Annotated in this window: 21 protein-coding genes and 1 tRNA gene; 15 read left to right on the top strand and 7 right to left on the bottom strand. The window is 64.6% G+C overall.

Annotation, left to right across the window (positions count from 1 at the left end; translation table 11 throughout):
• The 3 genes from ACE3OO_RS18485 to ACE3OO_RS18475 form a co-directional block, all read right to left on the bottom strand.
• Positions 1-1350: a TolC family protein gene (locus ACE3OO_RS18485; RefSeq protein WP_374305172.1), complete on the bottom strand. Its 1350-nt coding sequence runs from the start codon at positions 1348-1350 to the stop codon at positions 1-3.
• 8 nt (positions 1351-1358) lie between these two features.
• Positions 1359-1664: a hypothetical protein gene (locus ACE3OO_RS18480; protein ID WP_374305170.1), complete on the bottom strand. Its 306-nt coding sequence runs from the start codon at positions 1662-1664 to the stop codon at positions 1359-1361.
• A gap of 76 nt (positions 1665-1740) precedes the next feature.
• Complete coding sequence (locus tag ACE3OO_RS18475; RefSeq protein ID WP_374305168.1) at positions 1741-2172, bottom strand: hypothetical protein; 432 nt, start codon at positions 2170-2172, stop codon at positions 1741-1743.
• A gap of 91 nt (positions 2173-2263) precedes the next feature.
• Here ACE3OO_RS18475 and ACE3OO_RS18470 point away from each other — a divergent pair, with 91 nt between their 5' ends.
• Positions 2264-2638, top strand: coding sequence for a hypothetical protein (locus tag ACE3OO_RS18470; RefSeq protein WP_374305166.1), 375 nt, complete (start codon positions 2264-2266; stop codon positions 2636-2638).
• Positions 2639-2662: 24 nt separating this feature from the next.
• Here the strand turns inward: ACE3OO_RS18470 and ACE3OO_RS18465 are convergent, their stop codons facing one another.
• A complete protein-coding gene (locus tag ACE3OO_RS18465; protein ID WP_374305164.1) occupies positions 2663-3976 on the bottom strand; it encodes a flagellar hook protein FlgE in 1314 nt (437 codons plus the stop codon).
• A 200-nt stretch (positions 3977-4176) separates the two neighbouring features.
• On the opposite strand from ACE3OO_RS18465, the gene ACE3OO_RS18460 reads away from it, so the two are divergent.
• The 4 genes from ACE3OO_RS18460 to ACE3OO_RS18445 are packed head-to-tail and all read left to right on the top strand — an operon-like array spanning position 4177 to position 9748.
• On the top strand, positions 4177-6432 hold the full coding sequence (locus ACE3OO_RS18460) for a PAS-domain containing protein (RefSeq protein ID WP_374305162.1): 2256 nt from the start codon (positions 4177-4179) through the stop codon (positions 6430-6432).
• A 27-nt stretch (positions 6433-6459) separates the two neighbouring features.
• Positions 6460-7344 carry a sulfite oxidase heme-binding subunit YedZ gene (locus ACE3OO_RS18455; RefSeq protein ID WP_374305160.1) on the top strand — a complete coding sequence of 295 codons (885 nt, stop codon included), beginning with the start codon at positions 6460-6462 and terminating at the stop codon, positions 7342-7344.
• Between the two features lie 44 nt (positions 7345-7388).
• Entirely contained in the window at positions 7389-8297 is a 909-nt protein-coding gene (locus ACE3OO_RS18450) for an NAD(P)-dependent oxidoreductase (RefSeq protein ID WP_374305158.1), read from the top strand.
• Entirely contained in the window at positions 8294-9748 is a 1455-nt protein-coding gene (locus ACE3OO_RS18445) for an amidohydrolase family protein (protein ID WP_374305156.1), read from the top strand. Before ACE3OO_RS18450 ends, ACE3OO_RS18445 begins: the two co-directional genes overlap by 4 nt.
• Here ACE3OO_RS18445 and ACE3OO_RS18440 read toward each other — a convergent pair whose 3' ends face one another.
• Entirely contained in the window at positions 9749-12064 is a 2316-nt protein-coding gene (locus ACE3OO_RS18440; protein ID WP_374305154.1) for a tetratricopeptide repeat protein, read from the bottom strand. It abuts the gene before it with no gap.
• A gap of 40 nt (positions 12065-12104) precedes the next feature.
• Complete coding sequence (locus ACE3OO_RS18435; protein WP_374305152.1) at positions 12105-12983, bottom strand: LysR family transcriptional regulator; 879 nt, start codon at positions 12981-12983, stop codon at positions 12105-12107.
• Between the two features lie 95 nt (positions 12984-13078).
• Here ACE3OO_RS18435 and ACE3OO_RS18430 point away from each other — a divergent pair, with 95 nt between their 5' ends.
• Positions 13079-13384 (top strand): putative quinol monooxygenase, encoded by a 306-nt coding sequence (locus ACE3OO_RS18430; RefSeq protein WP_374305150.1) that lies wholly within the window; start codon positions 13079-13081, stop codon positions 13382-13384.
• A 13-nt stretch (positions 13385-13397) separates the two neighbouring features.
• On the opposite strand, the gene ACE3OO_RS18425 is transcribed toward ACE3OO_RS18430, so the two are convergent.
• Positions 13398-14090 (bottom strand): glutathione S-transferase family protein, encoded by a 693-nt coding sequence (locus ACE3OO_RS18425; RefSeq protein ID WP_374305148.1) that lies wholly within the window; start codon positions 14088-14090, stop codon positions 13398-13400.
• Between the two features lie 201 nt (positions 14091-14291).
• Here ACE3OO_RS18425 and ACE3OO_RS18420 point away from each other — a divergent pair, with 201 nt between their 5' ends.
• The 9 genes from ACE3OO_RS18420 to ACE3OO_RS18380 all read left to right on the top strand — a co-directional run bounded on the left by ACE3OO_RS18420 (position 14292) and on the right by ACE3OO_RS18380 (position 22027).
• The gene (locus ACE3OO_RS18420) at positions 14292-14996 is read left to right on the top strand and encodes a glutathione binding-like protein (protein ID WP_374305146.1); all 705 of its coding nucleotides are present in this window, start codon (positions 14292-14294) and stop codon (positions 14994-14996) included.
• Between the two features lie 166 nt (positions 14997-15162).
• On the top strand, positions 15163-15600 hold the full coding sequence (locus ACE3OO_RS18415; RefSeq protein ID WP_374305144.1) for a GNAT family N-acetyltransferase: 438 nt from the start codon (positions 15163-15165) through the stop codon (positions 15598-15600).
• A gap of 10 nt (positions 15601-15610) precedes the next feature.
• On the top strand, positions 15611-16237 hold the full coding sequence (locus tag ACE3OO_RS18410) for a glutathione binding-like protein (protein ID WP_374305142.1): 627 nt from the start codon (positions 15611-15613) through the stop codon (positions 16235-16237).
• Between the two features lie 2 nt (positions 16238-16239).
• Complete coding sequence (locus ACE3OO_RS18405; protein ID WP_374305140.1) at positions 16240-16731, top strand: YbaK/EbsC family protein; 492 nt, start codon at positions 16240-16242, stop codon at positions 16729-16731.
• 72 nt (positions 16732-16803) lie between these two features.
• Positions 16804-16896 (top strand) — tRNA-Ser (locus ACE3OO_RS18400).
• Between the two features lie 64 nt (positions 16897-16960).
• Positions 16961-18388: a multicopper oxidase family protein gene (locus ACE3OO_RS18395; protein WP_374305138.1), complete on the top strand. Its 1428-nt coding sequence runs from the start codon at positions 16961-16963 to the stop codon at positions 18386-18388.
• A 99-nt stretch (positions 18389-18487) separates the two neighbouring features.
• Entirely contained in the window at positions 18488-19963 is a 1476-nt protein-coding gene (locus ACE3OO_RS18390; protein ID WP_374305136.1) for a DegQ family serine endoprotease, read from the top strand.
• A gap of 5 nt (positions 19964-19968) precedes the next feature.
• The gene (locus ACE3OO_RS18385; RefSeq protein WP_374305134.1) at positions 19969-20649 is read left to right on the top strand and encodes a response regulator transcription factor; all 681 of its coding nucleotides are present in this window, start codon (positions 19969-19971) and stop codon (positions 20647-20649) included.
• 1 nt (position 20650) lies between these two features.
• Positions 20651-22027 carry a sensor histidine kinase gene (locus ACE3OO_RS18380; RefSeq protein ID WP_374305132.1) on the top strand — a complete coding sequence of 459 codons (1377 nt, stop codon included), beginning with the start codon at positions 20651-20653 and terminating at the stop codon, positions 22025-22027.
• Position 22028 lies beyond the last annotated feature (1 nt).

Genomic DNA, 22028 nt, shown 5'->3' with positions numbered 1-22028 from the left:
TCAGCTCCCGGTTCGGGTTGCGGCAAGGGTGACGAAAGTGAGGTCGGTATCGGCGAGCCAGAAATCGCGTTGCGCCTCCAGCGCGGCAGTGACCTCGGCGATTTGCTCCCGTGCATCGGCCAGCAGGTCGAACACGCTGACCAGCATGCCGTTGTAGCGCAGCGCCATCTCTTCGCCGATCTTCTGCCGTAGCGGCAGGATCTCGGTCTGGTAATGCAGGGCAAGATCATGAGCCGTGCGGTAGGTCAGCCAGGTTTCGCGCGCTGCCGAGCGGGCATCCACCGCGGTATCGGTCAGCCGGTTCACCGCCTGCCGCCAGGTCTGTTCGGCCTTGGTGGCCTTGGCGTCGCCGAAATCGAAGATCGGCACTTCCAGCCGGATTTCATAACCGACCTTGTCGGAGCGGCCTTCCTCGCTTTTGCGCACGAAGCCGGTTTCCAGAACGTTCACGAACCGCAGGGCATTGGTCAGGCCATAAGCCTTGCGCACGGCTTCGAGCTCGGCCTGCGCCTGTTTCACATCAAGCCGGCCGGCGATGGTCTCGGCCTCGATATTGCGGGCCTCGCGCGGTTTGGCCGGCAGCACCGGCAGGCGTTCGGGCAGGGTGAAACGCAGGTCGTCGCCCCATAGGCCCATCAGGCGGGCGAGCTTTTCGCGCGCGGCCGTGGCGCTCACGCGGCTGCGTGCCAGCCGTGCCGTGGCATCGGCGTAAAACAACTGCTCGCGCGCGTAATCCAGCATGCCCCAGTTGCCGGCCTGATACATGCGTTTGGCCAGTTCTGCCTGCACCGATGCGCTTTCACGCATCGTCTCGATATAGCGAGCGGTTTGTTCGGCGGCGACCGCCTCGTACCAGGCCCGTTTGGTCTGTGCCGCGAGAGTGAGTATTTCGCCGGCGGTCTGCAGCTTGGTCCGCTCGAACTGCCGGGCCTCGATGCCCGCGCGCAGCGGCAAAGCCAGCAGGCTGAGCGCATCGATGCTGAAGCTGCGTTCGATCTCCACTTCACCGCTGCGGTGAAGACGGCTGAACCCGATGCCGGGATTGGCCGGTCGCCACGACGCCGTGAGGTCGGCGGCGCCGATACCCAGTTCGGACAGCCTGCTCTGCAGGCGGCGATTGTTCAGCAGCGCGATCTGCACCGCGTCATCTGCACTGATGGGTTTCGCGAGCAGTCGGTCCAGCGCGGCGCGGACGGCCTGTTCATCGGCCTCGCTGCGGATCCAGACGGGACGCTGGCCGATCTGCCGTTCGGTCTGGGTGGCGATACCCTCGAAGGCGCGGTCGGCGACGGGGCCGGCACAGGCGCCCAGAAGCAGAAGCAGGGCAAGCCCCGGTGCAATTCGATGCATGGCGCGCCTCAATGCTTGTGGCCGGCATGGCCAGCCGGGGTCATCGCGGCCGGCTTGCCTGCTGCGGCGTTTTCTTTCAGCGCGCCGGCATGGCCGCCGGTACGGGCCACCGCGTCGTTGACGGTGCGCCAGTCCTGCGGCGCCGCCTCTTGCATGGGCTGGTAATCGCTGAAGGCCGAACGGTAGGCCGGCATTCCGGCGCTGGCTGCAGGATCGGCCGGGGATGGCCGTTGGGGTTCGGCCGCTGTGGCGATGCCAGTGACGCAGATCGCGGCCAGACCCAGCAGGGTCGGTCGTATGGGCAGGGACAGCATGGCTGCTCTCCGAAGTTGAAGAATCGTCCAATGTGCTGCCGCTGATTGCGCGGCAACACAGATTCAGGGCGAAGCTTCAGACTCGCGGAGGCTCGGCGGGCGGAGGCGGTAGGATACCCGGCAGCAGGTTGGTTTCGGCGATACGGAGCCGGGCGGGGGGATAATCGGGGGAGGCAATGCTGCCGATCATCATCGGCAGGGTCATGGCGCAGAGAGCGCAATCGTTGCACAGGCCGCAGCCGGATGAATCCGGATCAGGCAACGGCGCGCCTGCATGTTGGTCCTGCGCGTGTTGGTGCTGATGGGCGTGAACCCCGGCATGGCCGGCATGATCATCCGTCTGAGATGCGCTGGCGGCTGAGTGGGGGGCGGCATGAGCTGCCATTGGCATGGCCAGGACCATAGCCTGGGGCATGAGCAACATGGCGACGAGCAAGCCTGCGGTCGTCGCCCAGGCGATGATCCGCCGGCCCGTCGAACGTTTGAGGATGCCGAGACGATGCGTCATGCCGGCACCATATTGCCTTCCCATATGGCAGGGTCAAGGCCGCCCGTCGGCCTGCTTGTGCTAAAATGCCGCCTGGAATCGGGAGGTCTGCATGAATCTGATGGAAGCCACGATTTTTGCCATCGTGATCAGCACCCCGCCGGCCGATACGCCCGGGTTCGGCTGCCGGCTCACCGATGACCCGAAACAGGCGCTGTGCACGAACGACCTGGTGATCCGTGAATTTGAGGATGGCACGCTGGAATATGGCAGCAAGGTACGGGTCTCGAAAAACCGCCGGCGCGACCTGCTGTTTTCCAATGGCATCCAGGCCTATTTCGACAGTTTCGGCTGGCTGCAGTTTTCCAATCAGTATGCCGTGCGCCGGATGGAGGGCGACATCTTCAAACTCAGCCAGCCCAATGGGCGCGACCTGACCTGCCGCTATTCGCTGCCCGGCAAACAGACGCGCTGCACACCGGGTTGATGGCGGGCCGTTGGTGCGGAGTGCTTATTTTTTCATGTCGATGGCGCGCGACAGCATGCTGTCGGCGGCAGTGATCACCTGGCCGTTCATCGAATAAGCCTGCTGGGCCACGATCAGGCGGGTCATCTGCTCGGAAACGTCAACGGTGGATTGCTCCAGCGCGCCGGCGCGGATCACGCCGACGCCGGCGTCATTGTCGGAATCGCCCGGCGTGCCGAATACCACCTGGCCCGAACGCGAGGTTTCCAGAAACACGGTGCCGTCCAGGCGATCCAGCCGGTCGGGCTCGGGGAAGTTGGCCAGCAGAAGCTGCGCGCCGATCTGGCTGCGGCCGTTTTCGTAGTTGTAGACGATGGCACCGTCTTCATCGAAGGTGACATAATCGAATTCGCCGCCCTTGAGGCCGTTCTGGTCGATGCTCAGGTTGGTCAGGGTGTCGATATTGCCGCCGAATTGCGACAGGCCGCTGGTGGCATTGGGGTCGAAAGTGCCGCCGAATTGCCCGAGATTTACGGTGATCGCCTGCGCGCCGCTGCCGAAATCGACCGACAGCGCAACGGTGGCGCTCCCTGAGCCGCTGACCGTCAGGTTGGTATCCGTCGTGGTCATGGTGTCCAGCCGGCCGTTGTTGAACGTGACGTTGATCGGACCGAAGCTGGACGGCGTGCCATCGGAGGTGTTGATCGTCAAAGTCCAGGTGTTGGCAGCAGTTTTGTTCCAGAGGAGCTGGAAGTTGCGATCATTGCTTTCGGAATCGACGATGCCGATGCCGTTCGAAAAGACGCTGCCGGGGGTGGCGTTGGCGGGCAGGTTGGCGCGGTAGTTGACCGTCGTGGTAGGGACGGCGGCGATCTCGCTGTCATCCAGTTCGAACGGGGAAATCGTGGTGCCATCCACTTCGGCCGACATCAGGTAATAGCCGGCCGAATTGACCAGGCGATTATTGTTGTCGAGGCGGAAATCGCCCAGGCGGGTGTAATAGACGGTGTCTTCAAAGCCGGTCGGCTCGCCGGTCGCCCGGTTGAACCCGGTTGCCTTGGCCACGGGAATGAAGCCATTGCCGTCCACGGCGATCGAGGTGAAGCTGCTGTTTCCGATGATCTGGCCCTGCTGCCGGTTGGCAAAACCGGCCATGGCGGACACACCCATGTTGCGGTTGTTGTCCAGCACTTCGCTGGCACCCAGCACCTTGTTGTTGACCATGTCGGCGAAGCTGGTCTTCACCTGCTTGTAGCCGTTGGTGGTCGCATTGGCGACGTTGTCTGAGATATGGCCGATGGCAATCGCCTGTGCGGATATGCCTTGCACGGCCGTACCGAGGGCACCGTAATAGGACATGGTTGGACTCCTGGGTCCGTAAAAATGTGTCTCGGCCATTGCAAAGCAAGGTCCATGCCGGGCTGGAATGTCCTGTAAATATATGATAAATAAGACGAATGGACTTGATCCCGGTCGCTGGCGCTAGGCAATATTTGCCGTCTTGCTTTGTCCGGGCCGTAAGACGGTCATAATATGCCGGCCCGGGATCCCGCATTGTCATGCACCAGCCACCCCATTCGTCACTGACCTCTCTGCTGCAATCAGCGGAGGATGCCCGGCTATTCGCCTGGACAGGTGAGTTTCGCGACCGCCGCGTCGAGCACATGTATCGGCAAAGCCGGCTTGATCCGTCGCGGCGCCTGCTGCAGGCCTGCGGTCTGGCGGCGACGGCCGCCTTCTGTCTGCTGCTGGTGCGCGATTATCTGGTGCATGGTTACGGACAGACCTTTTTCTTCTTTGTGCTGGTGCGCGGCCTGGGGCTGGCTGTCGGAATCCTGTTTCAATATCTGGTGCAGCGCCTGAACGACGTGCAGATGCTGGATGTGGTGGCCGGTATCGGCATGGCCACCCTCACCACGCTCACCTTCATGACCTGGATGATCAGCGCGCCACCGGCCCTGAGCGCGGGCTCGCTGGTCTTCGCCTATCTGCTGGTCTTCTACCTGCTGGTCCCCTGTTCAGCGCGGCTGACGCTCTCCAATGCGATCTATGTCTCCCTGGGCATGGCGGGGCTGGCGATATTCTGGTTGCCGTTCCGCGCCGAGAGCATGGTCGGCCTGGCGTTGTTTGCCCTGATCGGCAATCCGCTTGGTTTTGCCGGCATGCGGCAGATCAAACTGGAGCGTCGCCGCAATTACATGGCCCGCGAGGAAGCACGCCGGGTGACCGAGGCGCTCTCGCTGGCCCGCCAGGAAAGCCGCCGCCGCAGCGAATACCAGGCCTGGGCGCTCGATGCGCTGCCTGTCGGCGTCATGCTGTTCCATCCCGATGGGACGATTCACACGATCAACCGGCGCGCGGCGGAATTGCTTGCCCTGCCGCCCGGTGCGCTCAATCCGGGCGACAGTCACGATGCGCTGCTGCGCTTCCTGGCCCAGCGCCGCGATTTCGGCGATGTGGAACTCAGCGACATGCGTTATCACATCGACCGTCTGATCCGGGGCACGGCGGGCACGGCCGCGGCGCGTCATACGCCGACCGGCAAGGTGCTGGAATTCACCATCGGCCGCCTGCCGGATCGTTCGGTGGCAGTCACCATTTTCGATGCCACCGAGCGTTACGCCCTCAACCGCCGTTTGCGCCATGCTGTCGAAGTCGCCGGCGACGGTTTTGTGATTTATGACGCCCAGGATCGCATCGCCATCTGCTCCAGCCGTTTTGCCGCGCTTTACGGCCTGACCTCGGAACAGGCGATCGGCATGACATTCGAGGAACTGGTTCAGCGCGGCTATGACCGTGGTGTATTCAGTCGCGATGAGAAGGATCAGGGGGCTGCTGCGTCTGTCGCGCTGGGGCGGCGCCGTATACCCGAACGCATGGTCGAGGTGCGGACCAATGCTGGCGAATGGTTTCTGGTGCATGAACGGGTGACGCCGTCGGGCGACCTGGTGGTGGTGCGCACCAACATCACGGCGCGCCGCCGCATGGAAGATGAATTGCGCCGCGCCAAGGAAGAGGCCGAACGCGCCCTGGCCGAACTGCGTGGCGCCCAGGCCAATCTGATCCTGGCCGAAAAGATGGCCTCGCTGGGCTCGTTGGTGGCCGGCATGAGTCACGAGATTTCCACGCCGCTGGGTATAGGCGTGACGGCGGCCTCGCATCTGGCGGAAGAGATCGGGCAATTGACCGGCCGGTTCAGGGACGATCAGTTGCGGCGTAGCGATCTGGAAGGCTTTATCGAGACCGCGACCGAGGCCACGCGCATCATGCAGGGTAATCTGGCTCGCGCGGCGCGGCTGATCCAGGCTTTCAAGCAGGTTGCCGCCGACCAGAGTACCGACGACCTGCGCCTGTTCGATATTGGCGAATATCTGCACGAGATCATGTTGAGTCTGGCGCCGGCCCTGCGCGGCACCGAGCATACGGTGGAGATCGATTGCCCGGCCAAGCTGATGATCCGCAACCGGCCCGGGGCCCTGGGTCAGATCATCACCAATCTGGTGATGAATACGCTGCAGCATGCCTTTGACGATGGCGCGCGGCCCGGCCGGATCTGGATCGGCGTGAGCCAGCCGCGTGAGGGCCGCATTCTTGTGGAATTCCGCGACAACGGACGCGGCATCGCCGCCGCCGACCTGCCGCGCGTATTCGATCCTTTCTTCACCACCAGGCGCGGCACCGGCGGTACCGGCCTTGGCTTGCATATCGTCTACAATCTGGTCAGCCAGGTTCTGGGCGGGACCATCGCGGTGTCGAGCCGGGAAGACGAGGGGACCCGGTTCACGATAAATTTCCCGCAGGATGTGTCGGCTTAAGTCCCGACCTGGGCTATATCGACAGGCATGAGCAACCGAACCGCCGCCCATTCACGGTATTCCCGCGTCCTGTCGTCCCTGGCGCCGTGGCGCGATGCCGGCGGCCGGTTCGTGCCGCTGAAAGCTGCCGTGTCCGGCCTGCTTCTGATGCCCGCCCTGTGGCTGCTGTGGCGTATGCTGCAGCAGGATCTTGGCCCTCGGCCGCTCACCGAACTGATCCACCAGACCGGGCTCTGGGCTTTTCGCTTCCTGCTGCTGTCGCTGGCCGTCACGCCGCTGCGGCAGATGCTGCGCTATGGCCGGCTGACATTGGTCCGCCGCATGATCGGCGTGGCCTCGGCGATTTATGCGGCATTCCACCTGCTGCTCTATTTTGCCAATCATGCCTTTGTCATCGCCAAGGCGCTGCGTGAGATCGTCACCTCGAATTACCTGCTGATCGGCTTGGCGGCGCTGATCGGCCTTCTGGTTCTGGCCGCCACCTCCACTGACGGCATGGTGCGGCGTCTGGGCGGCCGGCGCTGGCAGGCCTTGCATCGGATTGTCTATGTTCTGGCGCCGCTGGCGCTGTGGCATTTCTTTCTCCAGGCCAAGGCCGATGTGGGTGAACCGACGCTGATGGCCGGCCTGCTGCTCTGGCTGCTGGGGTATCGGCTGCTGCGCCGGATATTCCCCGCCGGTGCAACTTTGCCCTGGCCGGGGCTGATTGCCCTGGCACTGGGCAGCGCGGCATGCACCATGGGGGGCGAGGCGCTTTATTTCTGGTTGCGCAGCGGGGCGCCATGGCTGCTTGTGCTTGAAACCAACCTCAGTATCGACATGGGCCTGCGTCCCGGCATGAGTGTTTTGCTGGCCGCAACAGGGGTGACACTCGCCGCGCTGACCGTCAGTATACGACTCGCCCGCCGCTGAGGCGGCAAGGGATCGTTGCTGTTTCAGATCGGGGGACCTACGCCTTGCGTGCCGTTTTCGTCGATGCCAACCCAACTCTCGGCGATCTGGCCGAGCGTCTGCGTAAACCCTCCGATCCACCCGTGGGCGTCAACCGCCAGCCCGATGTGAAACCGGAAGACCTGCCCGCCGTGCTGAACGGCGCGCCGGTGGCCTGGATCGACCATACCTACCTGCCCACGGCCATCGCCGCGCAATGCAAGGGGCTGAAGCATGTCGTGTTCCTTGGCACCGGCGCGCGCAGCTACATGCATGTCGAAGAGCTGGCATCCCTCGGGATCGAAGTGCATCTGATCAAGGGCTATGGCGATACGGCCGTGGCCGAATGCGCCTTCGCCCTGATGTGGGCCGCCGCCAAGGGGTTTGCCCGCATGGATCGCGAGATGCGCGCGGGCAACTGGCTGCGGCTGGACGGCGTCGAACTCACCGGCAAGACCGTCGGCCTGATCGGCTATGGCGGTATCGGTGCCGAGATGGCGCGGCTGTGCCGTGGCGCCGGCATGAAAGTGCTGGCCTGGAACCGCAGTGCGAAAAGCGCCGATGGCGTGCGTTTCGTGTCGATCGACGAACTGCTGGCGCAGAGCGATGTGGTCTCGGTGCATCTGCTGCTCAATGACGAGACGCGCGGTTTCCTCTCGGCCGCGCGCATCGCGCAGATGAAGCGCGGCGCCATTCTGGTGAATACCGCGCGTGGAGCAGTGGTGGACGAGGCGGCGATGATCGCGGCGCTGAAATCCGGCCAGCTTGGCCATGCCGGCCTTGATGTCTTCGATGTGGAGCCCCTGCCCAAGGATCATCCACTCACCAAGCTGGATAATGTGACCCTGTCGGCTCATTCGGCCTTCCGCACGCCGGAAGCCAGCATGAACCTGATCGAAGCGGCCCTGAACCACACGAGGAGGATCGCCGGATGACCCGCCGTTACGATCTGGCTATCCGCAACGCGCGTATCTTCGATGGCACTGGCGCGGCGTCTTTTACTGGCGATGTGGCGATCAGCGGTGACCGCATCGCCGCCATCGGCGATCTGGGCGCTGTCTCGGCTGACCGCGAGGTGGACGCCAAGGGACTGGCCCTGGCGCCGGGCTTCATCGACGCGCATACGCATGACGATGGTGCCGTGCTCTGTGGCCCGGAATGCATGCATTGCAAGCTCAGCCAGGGCGTCACCAGCGTCGTGGTCGGTAATTGCGGCATCAGCCTTGCGCCGGTGACGATGACCAAACGCCCGCCGGCGCCGCTCGATCTGGTCGGGGGCCCGGAATCCTGGCAATTCCCCAGCTTCGCCGATTATGCCGAACGACTGCGCAAGGTGCCGCCGCCCACCAACACCTATGCTTTGGTCGGCCATATGTCGCTGCGCGTGCAGGCGATGGACCACGACATCAACCGTGCGGCCACCGACAAGGAGGCCGCGCAGATGAAGCAGCGCCTGACCGAGGCGCTGGAGCAGGGGGCCTCTGGCTTTTCCACCGGCCTGTGGTATCCGCCCAGCCGCCACGCGCCGACCGACGAGGTGATCGCGGTGGCCGAGGCCTTGCGCTCGCGCGGCGGGCTGTATGTGACGCATATGCGCGATGAAGCCGATGGCGTGATCGACAGCATCGAGGAGACGCTCAAGATCGGCAAGGATACCGGCTCGGCGGTGGTGATCAGCCACCACAAATGCACCAACCCGGAAAACTTCGGCCGTTCCACCGAGACGCTGGCGCTGATCGACCGCGCGGCGAAAAGCCAGACGGTGGATTTCGATGTCTATCCCTATATCGCCAGCTCGACGGCTTTGCTGCCCGACCGCCTGCGCGACGACATGCCGGTGCAGATCGCCACATCCGAGCCTTACCCCGAGATGAAGGGGCGCATGCTGGCCGACATCGCGAAGGAATGGGGTGTCGACCAGGTGACGGCGGCCAAGCGGCTGCTGCCGGCGGCGGCGATCTACTTCATGATGGATGAACAGGACGTGCAGCGCATCATCGCTCATCCGCGCAGCATGATCGGCTCCGATGGCATTCCCAGCAACGACATGCCGCATCCCCGCCTGTGGGGCACGTTCCCGCGCGTGCTGGGGCATTACGCGCGCGATCTGAAGCTGATTTCGCTGGAGCAGGCGGTGCACAAGATGACGGGCCTGACAGCCAGGGTCTTCGGCATGATGGATCGCGGCGCGATCCGCGAAGGCGCCTATGCCGATCTGGTGCTGTTCGATCCCGAGACGGTGATCGATACCGCCACCTTCGCGGCACCGAAAACGCCGGCAAGGGGTATTATGGAGGTCTGGGTCAATGGCGTGTCGAGCTATGTGGGCAAGACCGGCCTTACCGGTGCCAGCACTGGCCGACTGATCACGCGCAACGTCGCTTAATCAGCGACGTCGCTCCAGTTCCTCGGCCAATGCGGTTTCCACGGCGCGGACAACCTCAGCGTTGCCATCCAGTTTCGGTGCGGCTTTGCGCAGGGTTTCACGACGTGCCGCATAGGCTTCCGGCGTGTCGCGGGCTTCCTGGGCCAGTGCCACGGCAATGCCCAGATACTGTTCGGCATCGGCGGCGATCGTTTCGGTCTGATCGATTTGTCGCAACGCGCCAGCCGCCAGTCGCTGGCGCATGAAGCGTCCTTCCAGCGTCACGATCGGCAAACCGCGATGCAGAGCCTGCCATGCCGTCGTGTAGCCCGAGAAAGCCGGGCAATCGAGATAGACATCCATCGCATCCAGCAGGCTGTAGAATTGCGGTGTCGGCAGCCACGGCAGCGGCACGAATACGGCATTGCCATCCACGCCCTGTTTGGCGCAGGCCTGCCGCAGGCGGCTGAGCAGCCGTTCGCTCTGCACCGGTTCATCCGGGCGTAGCAGGATGAAGATGCGACACGGTCCCGCGACCCGCGCGATGCGGGCGTAGAGTGCGTCGTCGGCCGGGTCGAACTTGAAAGCATGCTGGCACAGGATCAGCCGCACGATGCTGCGGTCTTGCGGCAGGGCGGCGGCGATTTCGGGTGGCATCGGCATCGGCAGCACCGGCGGCGACTGGGTGCAGGCTCCGGTGCCCGGCAGGCGCACCAGCTTTTCGCGGTAATCGCGATGGGCGTCCCGTGCCTCCAGTAAGTCGCCCGACAGATAAAGGTCGATTTCGGGCAGGCCGGTTGTCACCGGATGGCCCCAGCCCGCCGCCTGCAACGGCGCCAGCCGTAGGTTGGCCAACCGGTTGGTCAGGGCATCCATGCCAATTTCCGGATAATAGAGGATATCGGGCCGTTCGTCGCGCAGGATGTCGAGGGCTGCGCGGAAGTCGCGCGGGTGAGGATGCAGCCGGTCGACCATGGCGCCCACGGTGGCCAAATCGGCTTCGTTGGCCGTTCCGGTATGCAACAGCACGGTCTCAAACCGCGTTCGGTCGATCTGACTGAGCAACCCGTTCAGCACCACCATCCAGACCGAATGGCTGCGGATGTGTTTCGTCACGATACAAAGACGGATACGTGGCCGCGCAGATACCGCCGGCTGCGGCAGCGGGAAAGCCTCGCGCATCAGCGCTGCGGTCGCGTCGCCGAAAGCCGACAGACGCGCCCGCTGGTCGCCCGGTCGATAGGCCAGATAGAAAGGCTGTTTGTGACCGACGTATTCGGCCGCTGCCGCACGGTGATCGGGCTGGAGTGCATACTGTACCCAGCGATGCAGTTCGGCATCGAAGGCAAGCAGTGCCGCCTCTGCTGCTGACGTGTTTTCGGGCAGCACCGGCAGGCAATGCATCAACTTTGTCAATCGCAGCAGAGGATGGTCTGGATGGGCCAGCAGAGCCGCATCCACCACCAGTCTTTCTTCCTCGGTATCACCGCGCTGATGCAACAGGTCGGCCAGGTTGACGCTGATCGAGGCATCCTGTGGCGCCTGGTGCAATGCCAGACGCAGCAGATCGATGGCCTCTTCCGAACGGCCGGTTTCGCCCAGCAACAAGCCCAGATTGTTCATGGCCGCCGTAAACTTGGGGTCCTGCGCGATGGCGCGACGATAGGCGTCTTCCGCCTCTACCAGACGGCCCTGTTCATGCAGCAGGTTACCCAGGTTGAATTCGGCACGCGGATAATTCGGCTCAAGTTCCAGCGCATGACGGTAGCCATGTTCGGCCTCACCGACCATGCCCTGGCCGTGCCGCAGGATCGCCAGATTGTTTGCCGCCTTGGCAAAATCTGGCTGGCGCTGCAGGGCGGCGCGATAGGCCGCCTCGGCTTCGGTATGGCGCTGCTGGGCCGCCAGCAGTGTGCCGTAATCGTTCAGGGCACGAGCCGCGAATGCCGGGCTCGGCGCCAGTTTCACGCTGCGGCGATAGGCCTGTTCGGCTTCGGCATGCTGGCCCAGATGCTGTGTCAGGCTGCCCAGGGCATGATGCAGCGTGGCTTCCTGGGGCAGCAATTCGACGGCACGGCGATAGACGGCTGCGGCTTTGGCCGGGGAATAGCGATGCTGCAAAAGGTTGGCCAGCCGGGTCCAGGCGGCCGGGTCTTGCGGCGTCGCCTGCACGGCGCGGCGGCGGTAGGTTTCGGCCTTGTCCAGATCGCCCAGCGCCTCGGCACAGCCGGCCGCCAGATCCAGCAGCATGGGATCATTGGGTTGTTGGGCCAGCACGGCCTCGGCCCGGGTCAGGGCTGCGGCCAGGTCGGCAGATGCGGACGAATCTTCGCTCATGGTGCAAGCCTCGCCCGCCGGCCGCGCTCTGGCAACAGGCTCAAGCGGCCCTGGCGCGTCGCCGCGCCGGTTTCTCTTGGGCCAGGCAGCCGGCCAGGAAGTCGGTCAGCACCGCGATCCCGGGGCTGTCGCGCATGTCTTCGTGATAGGTGAGCCAGACATCGCGGGTCGTGACACCATGGGCCGGGTCGGCCTGTCGCAGGCCGGCGCGGGTGCCCAGGAAGTCGGGCAGGGCGGCAATGCCGACACCGGCCAGCGCGGCCGCATGCTGTACGGCCAGGTCATTGCTGCGCAATACCACTGGCCGGCCGGCCAGCAATCCGTTCAGCCAGGATTGCTGGGGTACATGATCGAGACTTTCATCGAAAGCGATGAATTCATAATCCGCCTTTGCCCGCTTCTTCAGATAGGGTGCCGAGCCATAAAGCCTGTAGGTCATGCTGCCGATCTTGCGGATCACCAGGGCGGCGTCGTCGGGCCGGTTCAGACGCAAGGCAATGTCGGCTTCGCGCCGGGGCAGGGAAAGGGTGCGGCTGTCGCCCAGCAGGCGCAGGCGCAGATTGGGATGGTCGCGACGCAGCAGAGCAATGCGCGGCGCGATCAGGTGCGAGGCGATCAGCGGCGGCGCGGTGATGGTCATCTCCGCCGCCAGGTCGTTCTGCGCGGCGCGCAGCAGTCGCTCGATGGAAAATGCCTCGCTTTCCATGCGCCGGGCGTAATCGGCCACACGCCGGCCATCGGGCGTCAGCACATAACGCCCGGCCCGGCGATCCACCAGTTTGACGCCAGTCGCGGATTCCAGGGCGGCAACCCGGCGGGCCACGGTGGCATGTTCGACCCGCAGCCGGCGCGCCGCCGCAGACAGCGACCCATCATCGGCCAGGGCCAGGAAATGCCGCAGATCGTCCCAATCGAGCATTGTTAATTTCTTCACATCAGAAGGGAGGATTTAGGGAATTTTGCACAGGCCGGCACGGCTGCAAAGTCCGCTTCCCGTATTTTTGGAGAGCGCCAATGCCAGAATCGCCAGCCCCGCAGAATATCCGCAAGGTCGTCCGCATCGCGGCCAAACCGGGCACCGGTCCCGCCATGCGCACGGCCCTGCTGGAGTTGCAGGCGGCGACCCGCCGCGAGCCCGGCTGCCGTGAATTCCGGTTCTATCAGGCGCTGGATGAAGACGAGGCTTTCCTGCTGGTCGAGGATTTCGCCAGTCAGGCCGCATTGCAGACGCATATGCGCCTGCCGCACACGACGGCATTCTTCGCGCTGGATCTTGCGGCTTCGATCCAGGCCATCGAACGCGTCTGGCTATCTGACTAAACTGGCTGTCTGACTAAAGCAGCGCGCGCAGGAAGGCGGGCACCGGCCGCCCGATGCCCAGCAGCCAGCGCCCCATCGCGCCGGCCACCTGCCGTACGCTGGGCCGTTCGCCCATGCGTCCGCGCCATGCTGTCAGCCGTGTGGCATCGACGGGGATCGGCGCGCCCATGCGTTCGCCAAAAATCTGCGCCATGTATAAGGCGATGTCGGCATAGGTGAATGGTTCGCCCGCCAGCCACGGGCGGTCATCGGCCAGCAGGCCGTCCATGCGCGTGTAGAACTGCGCCGCGCCCTCGCGCGCCGCAATGGCGGCGGGATCGTCGGGCGTATCCTGCAGGCCCATCAGGCGGATGATGTGGGGGAAATAGACCTCGTCGGATTGCAGTTCCAGCAGGCGGGCCCGCGCCCGGCCGGCAATGTCGCGCGGCCATAACGGCGGCTCGGGGCAGAGGTCTTCCAGGTATTCGAATATCTGCGTGGAATCGAATATCTCCACCTCGCCATGCGCCAGCACCGGCACCTGGCGTTTGGGGTTGATGCGCAGCACCTCCGGGTGTTTGGGCTCATACAGCGCCTTCATCTCGAACGGCACCATCACCACGTCGGCTTCCAGACCCTTTTCCAGCAGGGCGATCTGCGCCTTGGCCCCGAACATGCTGAGGGGGCCGGAATACAGGCGGATCGTGCCGGGCGGTTGCTGTGTCATGGGCGGTCTCCTTTTTTGGGCTGAGGATGCCACGACGCGATCCCTATTCTGGCAGCAGACTGGCAAGGAGGCGGGACAGGGTGTACTTGCCCACAGGTAACTGCTTGTTTGGTTTCAATATCGCGCTAACTGGGCCGGGCCTGCGCCTTGCCGCGCCGGTGATCCTGTTCCATCCTTCGCCAGTCCAGCCCGGAGACGCCCATGATTGACCTGTATTATTGGCCGACGCCAAACGGCCACAAGATCACCCTGTTCCTGGAAGAGACCGGCACGCCCTACACGATCAAGCCGGTCAATATCGGCAAGGGCGAGCAGTTCGAGCCCGATTTCCTGAAGATCGCGCCGAACAACCGCATGCCGGCCATCGTGGATCACAAGCCGCTCGATGGCGGCGAGCCGATCAGCGTGTTCGAATCCGGCGCCATCCTGATCTATCTCGCCAACAAGTACAAAAAGCATGTGCCGGAAGATCTGCGCGGCCGCATCGTCTGCACCGAATGGCTGATGTGGCAGATGGGCGGCCTTGGCCCCATGTGCGGCCAGAACCATCATTTCAGCCAGTATGCGCCGGAGAAAATCCCCTACGCGATCAACCGCTATGTGAACGAGACCAACCGGCTCTATGGCGTGCTGAACAAGCGGCTGGAAGGCCGCGCCTTCATCTGTGGCGATGAATACACAATCGCCGACATGGCCTGCTATCCCTGGATCGTGCCGTATGAGCGTCAGGGCCAGAAGCTGGAGGATTTCCCGAATCTGAAACGCTGGTTCGACAGCATCTGGGCACGGCCGGCCACCAAGGTCGCCTACGAGAAGGGCAAGGCGATCAACCAGGGTATTCCGGTGATGACCGAAGAGGCCAAGAAGGTGCTGTTCGGCCAGACCGCCAGCGTGGTGAAGGGGTAACCGCTCCTCGCGTCATGCCCGGGCTTGTCCCGGCCATCCACGAGTTTTTCTGTAGTAAAACGTGGATGGCCGGGACAAGTCCGGCCATGACGGTAGAGGAAGGATGCCCGGCCCAGGAACTCTGTTTGTGCCGGGCATGACGGTTTAGGGAGGAAAGCGAGGAGTCATGCAGAACGCCAGGGTCGAAATCGCCGATACCGACGACAAGATCGCCGCCTGTTTTCCGGTGATGCACGAGTTGCGGCCGCATCTGAAGGATGCCGCCGATCTGGTCGCGCGGGTGAAGCGCCAGCACCGGGAAGGCTACGTGCTGGCCTATGCCTCTGACGGCAACGGCGTGCCGGCCGCCTGCATCGGCTTCCGTCGGCAGGAGCGGCTGGTGCATGGTCCGCTGATCTATGTCGACGATCTGGTCACCACCGCCACCGGCCGCTCGCGCGGCTACGGCGCGCTGCTGCTCGACTGGGTGGAGGACGTTGCCAAACACGAGGGCCGCAAGGTGGTGGATCTCGATTCCGGCACGCACCGCACGGAAGCGCACCGCTTCTATTTCCGCCAGCGCTACAGCATCTCCAGTTTCCATTTCCTCAAGCACATCAAGTAAGGATTCCGCCGTGATCGACTTCTACACCTGGGGCACGCCGAACGGCCGCAAGGTCTCCGTCATGCTGGAGGAAAGCGGCCTGAAGTATCAGGCCTTCCCCATCAACATCAGCAAGGACGAGCAGTTCGATCCCGATTTCCTGAAGGTGAATCCGAACAACAAGATCCCCGCCATCGTCGATCACGAGCCGCCGGCCGCCTACGGCGCCAAGCCCTATACCGTGTTCGAGTCTGGCGCGATCCTGATCTATCTGGCCGAAAAGAGCGGCCAGTTCCTGCCCAAGGACGCGCCGTCGCGCATGCAGGCGATCCAGTGGCTGATGTGGCAGATGGGCGGATTCGGCCCCATGCTGGGCCAGACCCATCATTTCGTGCGTTTCGCCAAGGAGAAGGTGCCTTACGCCATCGACCGTTTCACCACCGAGACCCAGCGACTCTACAAGGTGCTGGACGGCCATCTGGCGAAAAACGAATTCCTCGCCGGCAGGGAATACTCGATTGCCGACATGGCGACCCTGCCCTGGGCGGCACGCCATGAATGGCACCTGATCGACCTCGGCGCCTATCCGAACGTGAAGCGCTGGCACGATGGCCTGATGGCGCGCCCCGGCGTGCAGCGCGGTTTCGAGGTGCCCTGAGAATGGCGGAAGCCATCCTGGAGAACGCCTCGGTCAAACGGGTGCGCGAAGCGCTGCTGGCGCGCGGGGCCGGCGAACGGGTGATCGTGCTGGACGGTGCGGCCCGCACGGCAGCCGAGGCGGCGGCCGGTCTGGGCTGCGAGGTCGGCGCCATCGTGAAGTCGCTGGTTTTCGCGGCAGATGGCAACCCTGTGATGGCCCTGGTGGCCGGCGACCGGCAATGCGATGTGGCGGCGCTCGGCCGCGCGCTGGGGCTGGGCGCGCCGCCGGGCCGGGCCGATGCCGCTCTGGTGCGCCGGGCCACCGGTTTCGCCATCGGCGGCGTGGCCCCGCTGGGCCATGTGGAGGCCCTGCCCATCGTGATCGACGACAGTCTGGCCCGGTTCCCGCGTCTGCATGCCGCCGCCGGCCATCCGCACGCGGTTTTCCCGTTGTCCTACAGCGAGTTGGTGGCCTGGACCGGCGGCAAGCCGGCTGCCATTTCAGCGGCTTAGGATCGTTGACAGTCACCGCCCCCGGCCTTAGAAGAGGCCCCGCATACACTGTGTTAATACCCACTCGCGTGCGGAGGGGTGGCCGAGTGGCTGAAGGCAGTGGTTTGCTAAATCACCGTACGATGTCAAGTCGTACCGCGGGTTCGAATCCCGCCCCCTCCGCCACTTACTTTTACAGTCGTCTGTTGCGCCAGCCGTCGCCAGCGCGCCCCGTTCCCGGAGGCCGTTCATGTCTGCTGTCCTGACCCGCCGTGCTCTGCTGCAATCGGGTCTGGGTGCTGCGGCCGTCGCCCTGCTGCCGCGCGGCGCGGCGGCGCTGCCGGTCAGCTACCAGCTCACGGCAAGGCGGGTGCCCAAGACCCTGCCGGGCTGCGTCGGGCCGTCCGATCTCTGGCTCTATGACGATGGCCGCAACGCGACCCTGCCCATCGTGCTGCGCGCCACACGCGGCGAGGCATTCACCGCCACGCTGAAGAATGAGCTGGCCGAGCATACCGCGATCCACTGGCATGGCGTGCGCGTGCCGCACAGGATGGATGGCGTGCCCTATATCACCCAGCCGCCGGTGCGGCCGGGGGAAAGCTTCACCTACAGTTTCGCGCCGCCTGATCCCGGCACCTTCTTTTTCCATCCCCATTGCAACACGGTCGAGGCGCTGGGCCGGGGTCTGGCCGGTGTGCTGGTGGTGGAGGATCCGCGCGATCAAGGCCTGTTCGATGTGGAGCATGTGATCGCGCTGAAAGACTGGCGCGTGAAGCATGATGGTGGCTTCGAGGATTTCCTCACCGATGCCGGCGCGGCCAAGGCCGGCAGTTTCGGCAGCTTGCGCACCGCCAACGGCATGGTGGCGCCAACGATCAGCGTGCCGCCTGGCGCACGCGTGCGCCTGCGTATCCTCAATCTGGATTCCACCCGCATCCCGCAACTTGATCTGCCCGGCGCGAAAGCCGTGGTGGTCGCCACCGACGGCAATGCCTGCGCGCCCTTTGCGCTGCAGGGCTGGCGTCTGGGCCCGGCCATGCGCGCCGATGTGGCTTTCATCGCGCCGGATAAAGCCGGTGTCGAAATCCCGCTGCAGGATATCTTCAGCACGAAGCCGCGTGTGCTGGCGAAAATCGTCACCGCCGGCGCGGCGATGCGCAGCACCAAGGCGACCTTGCGCCTGCCCGAGGCGGAACTGCCGCAACCCGACCTGAAGGCGGCGCAGACAGTCGAATTCACCCTGCTGGCCGGCAATCCCGATCCGGCCCTGCAGGCCTGGGCGAAGCAGATGGGCGTCAGTCCCGATGAGATCTGCCTGACGCAGAAGGTGTTCTGGTCGATCAATCGCCAGGTCTGGCCGGGTATGGGCCAAGGAGCGGGGCAGGGGGCGTTGCCGCCACCGCTGGCCGAACTCAAATCGGGCCGCAGCTACATCGTCGAGCTGTTCAACGGCACGCCGCATCAGCATCCCATGCACCTGCACGGCCATACCTTCCGCGTGCTGGGCTCGTCGGAACGTGATCTGCCGCCGCATTGGGCCGATACCGTGCTGGTGCGGCCCAAGGAGCGCGTGCGCATCGCCTTCGTCGCCGGCCAGCCGGGCGACTGGATGTTCCACTGCCACATCATCGAACACCAGGAAACCGGCATGATGGGCTATCTGCGGGTGGCCTGAGGCCGAAGATTAAATTTATTTAATCCGCCGTTCAGGCGCCGGAAAACCCGGCTTTCCTACCTTGGCAACATGGATCATCACCTGCACAGGAGCAGACCCATGAAAGCCAAACGCCTCTCCATCAAACACAGCGTCGTCGCCATTCTGCTGGCCAGCACGATCCTCTCGGGCGGTGGCGGATATCTTGCCGCCCGCGCCCTTGCCGCGAATGACGCGGCTCTGCCCGCCACGCCGGTCGAGCAGCTTGTCGCCAAACCGTCCTTCGCCGATCTGGTCGAGAAGGTGAAGCCCGCCGTGGTGAATATCGCCACCACCGAAAAGGCGACCCGCCAGGCCCAGCGCTTGCCGCAATCGCCATTCCCGCCCGGCTCGCCGTTTGAGGAATTCTTCCGCCAGTTCAGCGAACAGCAGCAGCGCAAAAGCGGACCGCAGCATGCGCTGGGTTCCGGCTTCATCATCGATCCTGCCGGTTATGTCGTCACCAACAACCACGTGGTGGATGGCGCCGACAAGATCGTGGTGACCCTGGAGGACGGTCGTGAGCTTCCCGCCGTCGTGAAGGGTCGCGATGCAAAAACCGACCTGGCCCTGCTGAAGATCGAGAGCAAGACGCCGCTGCCTTACGTGGCCTTCGGCGATTCCGACCATGCCCGTATCGGCGACTGGGTGGTGGCCGTGGGCAATCCGTTTGGGCTGGGCGGCAGTGTTTCGGCCGGCATTGTCTCGGCGCGCGGCCGCAACCTGAATAACGGCCCTTACGACAACTTCCTGCAGATCGACGCGCCGATCAATCCGGGCAATTCCGGCGGTCCGCTGTTTGATCAGTCGGGCAGGGTGATCGGCATCGCCACGGCGATCTACACCCCCAATGGCGGCAATGTCGGCATCGGCTTTGCCGTGCCGTCCAACCTGGCCGGCAGCGTGATCGCCCAGCTCAAGGCCAGCGGCAAGGTGGAACGCGGCTGGCTCGGCGTCACCATGCAGCCGATGACCGAGGCGCTGGCCAAGGCGGTTGGCCGCAAGGACAGCAACGGCGTGCTGGTGAACGATGTGCAGGCTGATGGCCCGGCCGCGAAGGCAGGGTTGAAGCAGGGTGATGTGGTGATTGCGCTGAATGGCGGCACGATCCGCGATCCGCGCGACCTGGCGACGCAGGTGGCCGGTCTGAAGGCCGGCGACAGGGCGAAGCTGCAGGTCTGGCGCGACGGTCGCGAAACCAGCCTAAGCCTCACCGTCGGCAGCCAGCCGGCCGAACAGAGCGCCGCGCTGGACGAGGCCGGCAAGGAAGAGCGCGTCGGACTGGCGCTGGCGCCGGTGACGCCCGAACTGCGCGCCCGCCTGGGCCTCGATGACGGCAAGGGCGCGGTGGTGACCGAGGTCGCGCCCGACAGCAAGGCCGAAGACAGCGGCGTTCGGCCGGGTGACGTGATCCTGGGCGTGGCCGGCCATGCGGTGGCGAATCCGGCCGAGGCGGCGCAGGAAATCCAGGCGGCCCGCAAGCAGCACAAGGAGGCGGTCACCCTGCTGGTCAGGCGCGACGGCACCACCTATTATCTGGCCCTGCAACTGGCCTGAAGACGATGAAATTTCTGATCGTTGAAGACAATCCGCAGGTCGCCCAGTTCGTCCGCAAGGGACTGGGCGAAGCGGGCCATACCGTAGACCACGCCGATAACGGCCGTGACGGGTTGTTCATGGCCACCACGGAGCAATACGACGCCATCATCATGGACCGCATGCTGCCGGGCGGCGTGGATGGATTGGGGATCATCGACGCCCTGCGGCGCACCGGCAATGCCACGCCGATCCTGATCCTGAGCGCGCTGGCGGATGTGGATGAACGCATCCGCGGCCTGCGCGCCGGCGGCGACGACTACCTGACCAAGCCTTTTGCTTACGGGGAGCTGGAGGCGCGGCTGCAGGCCCTGGTGCGACGGGGCCGCACGGTGCCGGCCCAGACCATGCTGGCGGTCGGCGATCTCAGTCTCGACCTGCTGAAACGCCAGGCCACGCGCGGCGGCAAGGCGATCATGCTGAAGCCGCGCGAATACAAGCTGCTGGAATACCTGATGCGCCATGCCGGCCAGGTGGTGACGCGCACCATGTTGCTGGAAAACGTGTGGGAATACCATTTCGATCCGCAAACCAACGTGATCGACGTGCATATCAGCAACCTGCGCCAGAAGATCGATGCCGGCACGGAAAAGCCGTTGCTGAAAACCGTGCGCGGCGCAGGCTACATGATGGCAGCCGAGGCCTGACATGCTGCATTCGACCTCGCTGCGGCTGGCGCTGGGCTATGCGGCCCTGTTCATCGCCTCGTCGCTGCTGCTGGTCGGCCTGCTGTGGTGGAACACCACTGGTTATCTGGATCGTGAAACCGATGCGGTGATTGCCGCCGACACGCGGGCGATCGGCGACCGTCTGAGCGATTTCGGCCTGGCCGGCGCGATCCAGACAATGAACGAGCGTGTCGAAGCGGAATCCGCCGATGGCAAGGCGATCTACCTGCTCACCGATCCGCGCCTGCGCCCGCTGGGCGGCAATGTGGATGCCTGGCCGCTCAAGGTCGGGCCAGCGCCGGGCTGGTACGAGGTGGAGCTGGTCTATCGCGGCAAGCTGCATGCCACCCGCATCCTGCATGTGGTGCTGCCGGGCAATTACCAGCTTCTGGTCGGCCGCGACGTGCAGGAGCGGGTGGCGATCCGCAACCTGTTCCTGCGCAGCCTGATCTGGATCGGCGCCGTCGTCGTGGGCTTCGCGCTGCTCGGCGGCTGGCTGCTGCGCCGTGGCGTGCAAAGCCGCATCGAAAACATCAATCGCACCGCCACCGCCATCGTGCAGGGCGATCTGGCCCGCCGCGTCCCGGCCGGTCCGGGGAACGACGAGTTCGACCAGCTTGTGCAAACGATCAACCGCATGCTGGACCAGATCCAGCAGCTGATCGAAGGCGTGCGCAATGTATCGAACGCGATCGCCCATGACCTGCGCACGCCGCTGGCCGAGGTGCGGGCGCGGCTGGAAAGCCTGCTGCGCCGCGCCGAAGGGCCGGAAGCAACATTGGACGAGGTCGCCGCCGCCATTGGCGGCATCGACCGGCTGATCGGCATATTCAACGCCCTGCTGCGGCTGGCCGAGATCGACAGCGGCCTGCGCCGCGCCGGTTTCAAGACAGTCGATCTCGCCGCCCTGGTGGCCGACACGGCCGAACTTTACGGCCCGGCGGCGGAGGCGCGGGGGCTCAGCTTCACGCTGGAAACCGCGCCGGGTCTGACCGCCGACGGCGATCCCTCGCTGCTGGCCCAGGCTGTGGGCAACCTGCTCGACAATGCCATCAAATACACGCCGTCGGGAGGCAACATCCGGCTTGGCCTGGTGCGGGACGGCGCGAATGGCGTTGCCATTACCGTTACCGATACCGGACCTGGCCTGACGGAAGAAGAACGGGGCCGTGCCACCGACCGATTCTATCGCGGCGACAGCAGCCGCTCGGCCGCCGAGGGCGTCGGGCTGGGCCTCAGCCTCGTTGCTGCAATTGCGAAGCTGCATGGTGGCTCCCTGCGGCTGGAAGACCATATGCCGGAGCAGACCCCGCGGGGCCTGCGCGCGGTGTTGGCTTTGCCGGCGCCGGCTTGCTAAG

The organism is Ferrovibrio sp. (assembly GCF_041906005.1).
Taxonomy (GTDB): Bacteria; Pseudomonadota; Alphaproteobacteria; order Ferrovibrionales; family Ferrovibrionaceae; genus Ferrovibrio.
Note: the sequence above shows the minus strand (reverse complement) of the source record. Positions and strands in the feature narration are given on the sequence as shown.